This window comes from Acidovorax cavernicola, assembly GCF_003581445.1.
The window spans coordinates 1-3,050 of record NZ_QXMN01000117.1 but is presented as its reverse complement, the minus strand read 5'-3'; the positions used below and the strand labels follow the sequence as shown (position 1 = coordinate 3,050).

The following is a 3,050-nucleotide window of genomic DNA, read 5'->3' as shown; positions in this document are numbered from 1 at the left end:
GTCCAGTCGCGTTCGAGGTGGCTGGCCGGCACGGCGATGCCGCGGCGCGCGAGCAGGCGCAGGGCCTGGTCGTAGAGCGAAGGCGCGCGGTAGGCGGCATCGACCTGGGCCAGCAGCTCGGGCCGGTGGGCGTGGGGCTTGAGCATGGCGGCGTTCTTGTTGCCCAGCGAGAATTCGATGCAGCGGTACTGGTAGCTCTGGAAACCGCTGGACTGCGCGAGGTAGGGGCGGATCGCGCTGTACTCGGGCGGCGTCATCGTCGCCAGCACATCCCAGGCATGGACCAGCTGCTCCATGATGCGCGACACGCGCGCCAGCATCTTGAACGCCTTGGGCAGTTCGTCGCTGGCGACATGGGCGATGGCGGCATGCAGTTCATGCAGCATCAGCTTCATCCACAGTTCGCTGGTCTGGTGCTGGATGATGAACAGCATCTCGTTGTGATCGGGCGACAGCGGCTTTTGCGCCGTGAGGATCTGGTCGAGCTGCAGGTAGTCGCCATAGCTCATGCTCTGGCTGAAGTCGAGCTGCGCGTGCTCTTGCTGCACGATGGCTTCGGGGGCGAGAGGAGGGGTGTGGGCGGTCATGGAAGCGGGACAATAAACAGTCGATCACATCATAGGCCGGGCGCGCAGCTGGCGGCGCCATGGCAGTCCCGCCGGGCACTTTTTTCTGAAAGCGATGCATGGTTCCTGTTCCTCACATGCGCGCGGCTGCGCAGTTGCCGCTGCCGCCGGATTTCCGCGCCGGCGACATCCTCGCTTTCCATGCGCGCGACCGCGAGGCGCTGGCCGAGCAGGTCGGGCCCGCCACGCTGCGCAAAGGCCTGTGGTGGCGCGGCCAGCCGGTCTGCCTGCAGGTCGATTTCTCGCCGGGCCAGGCGCAGGTGCAGTGGCAGCTGGCGGATCGTGACCCGGCGCTGGCCGCGCAGGCGGCGCAGGACATCCTGCCGCTGGTGCGGCGCATGCTGGGTCTGGCGCAGGATGTGGCGGCGTTCGAGGCGCGGTTCGCCGACCACCCGCTGCTCGGCCCGGTGCTGCAGCGCCAGGCGGGCCTGCGCGTGCCGGTCGCGGGAACGCCGTTCGAGGCGCTGGCCTGGGCGATCATGGGCCAGCAGATCAGCGTCGCCGCGGCCGTGTCGCTGCGCCGGCGGCTGATTGTCGCCGCCGATCTGCGGCATGACAGCGGGCTGTACTGCCATCCCCATGCCGACCAGGTGCTGGCGCTGGGCCTGGAGCGTCTGCGCGCCGCGGGCCTGTCGCAGGCCAAGGCGCAAAGCCTGCACGCGGTGGCCGAAGGCGTGCAGTCCGGCGCCTTGCCGCTGGACGCCTGGGCCGCCGCGCCGCAGCTGCCGGCCGCGCAGATAGCGCAGGCCCTGCTGGCGATCAAGGGCATAGGCCCGTGGACGGTCAGCTACACGCTGCTGCGCGGCTTTGGCTGGCTCGACGGTTCATTGCATGGCGATGTGGTCGTGCGCCGCGGCATCGCGCAACTGCAGCAGGCCGATGTGGACCAGGTCCGCGCCCAGGCCTGGCTCGCGCCGTTCGCGCCCTGGCGCGCGCTCGTGGCCGCGCATCTGTGGGCGATGCAGGCGGTGAACGCCTGATGGCTCCTGGGGAGCGTTCAGGTCACGATGTTGCGCTGGTGGAAGCGTGCTTCGCGCCACTCGCCGGTTTCCAGCACCTGGCGCAGCTGTTCTACGGCGTTCCAGACGTCCTCGAAACCGACATACAGCGGCGTGAAGCCAAAGCGCAGGATGTCCTTGTGCACGCCCAGGCCGCCGTCGCCCTGGCGGAAGTCGCCGATCACGCCGCGCGCGATCAGCGCCTGGACGATGGCATAGGCGCCGCTGCCCTGGCCGGCGACTCCCTGGTCCATGCCCAGGCCTTCGGCGCGCGCCAGGCAGACCTGCGAGCCGCGCTTTTCATGCGCGCGCGGCGTCGCCAGTTCCAGCCCATGGCCCGCGCAGCGCGACTCGACGAGCGCGATGAACAGGTCGGTCAGTGCCAGCGACTTGGCGCGCAGCGCCGCCATGCCGCCCAGCGCTTCGCTGGCGCTGAACACGTCGAGCCCGCATTGCAGGGCCGACAGGCTGATGATGGGCTGGGTGCCGCACAGATAGCGGCGAATGCCTTCGGCCGGGGTGTAGTGGGGCGTGAACTGGAACGGCGCCGCATGGCCGAACCAGCCCGCGAGCGGCTGGGCGCAGCGGTTGACGACGCGCGGGTGGGCCCAGACAAACGCCGGCGCGCCCGGGCCGCCGTTGAGATACTTGTAGCCGCAGCCGACGGCGAAATCGGCGTCGGCCGCATGCAGGTCGACGGGCACGGCGCCCGCGCTGTGGCACAGGTCCCAGATGCAGAGAATGCGGCGCGCATGCGCCGCGGCCGTGATCTTCGCCATGTCGTGCATCGCGCCCGTGCGGTAGTTCACATGGGTCAGCAGCAGGATGGCGGCGTCGTCATCGAGCGCGCCCAGGATTTCCTCGGGCTCGAGCAGCACCAGCTGCAGTCCATGCTGGGCGCAGATCGACTCGGCGATGTAGAGGTCGGTGGGGAAATTGCTGCGCTCGGTCAGCAGCTTCTTGCGCGCCGGGCCGTCCTCGGCCGCGATGCGCGCCGCGGCGGTGAGCACTTTGAACAGGTTGATCGAGGTGGTATCGGTGAACACCACTTCATCGGCGCGCGCGCCCAGCCAGGGTGCGAACTGGTTGCCCAGGCGCAGCGGCAGGTCGACCCAGCCGGCCTTGTTCCAGGAGGTGATCAGGTCCTGCGCCCATTCCTGCTGCACGACCTGCGCCACGCGCGCCGCCGCGGCCTTGGGCGCCACGCCCAGCGAATTGCCGTCAAGGTATATCTGGCCCGCGGGCAGGGTGAACAGATCGCGCAGCGCGCGCAGCGGGTCCTGGGCGTCGCGTTCGCGGCAGTCTTGCAAAGTGGTGGTCATGGGTCGCTTGTCTCCATCAATTGTTTTGCGGCAGGGCGCGCAGTACGGCGCGTACCGGTGAGGCATCGGCTTGGGTCAGCTTGAGCGGCAGCGCGATCAGTTCG

The 3,050-nt window shown here is 69.3% G+C and carries 3 protein-coding genes and 1 pseudogene; 1 reads left to right on the top strand and 3 read right to left on the bottom strand.

What is annotated here, in order from left to right; translation table 11 throughout:
• Nucleotides 1-587: tryptophan 2,3-dioxygenase (locus D3H34_RS31360; RefSeq protein WP_286186504.1), on the bottom strand; the 587-nt coding region annotated here is incomplete at its 3' end.
• 98 nt (nucleotides 588-685) lie between these two features.
• On the opposite strand from D3H34_RS31360, the gene D3H34_RS31355 reads away from it, so the two are divergent.
• Complete coding sequence (locus tag D3H34_RS31355) at nucleotides 686-1,606, top strand: DNA-3-methyladenine glycosylase family protein (RefSeq protein WP_205736846.1); 921 nt, start codon at nucleotides 686-688, stop codon at nucleotides 1,604-1,606.
• Nucleotides 1,607-1,623: 17 nt separating this feature from the next.
• Here D3H34_RS31355 and kynU read toward each other — a convergent pair whose 3' ends face one another.
• Nucleotides 1,624-2,946, bottom strand: coding sequence for a kynureninase (gene kynU / locus D3H34_RS31350; protein WP_119558718.1), 1,323 nt, complete (start codon nucleotides 2,944-2,946; stop codon nucleotides 1,624-1,626).
• A 16-nt stretch (nucleotides 2,947-2,962) separates the two neighbouring features.
• Nucleotides 2,963-3,050, bottom strand: a pseudogene (locus tag D3H34_RS31345) (kynurenine formamidase); the annotation flags it as partial.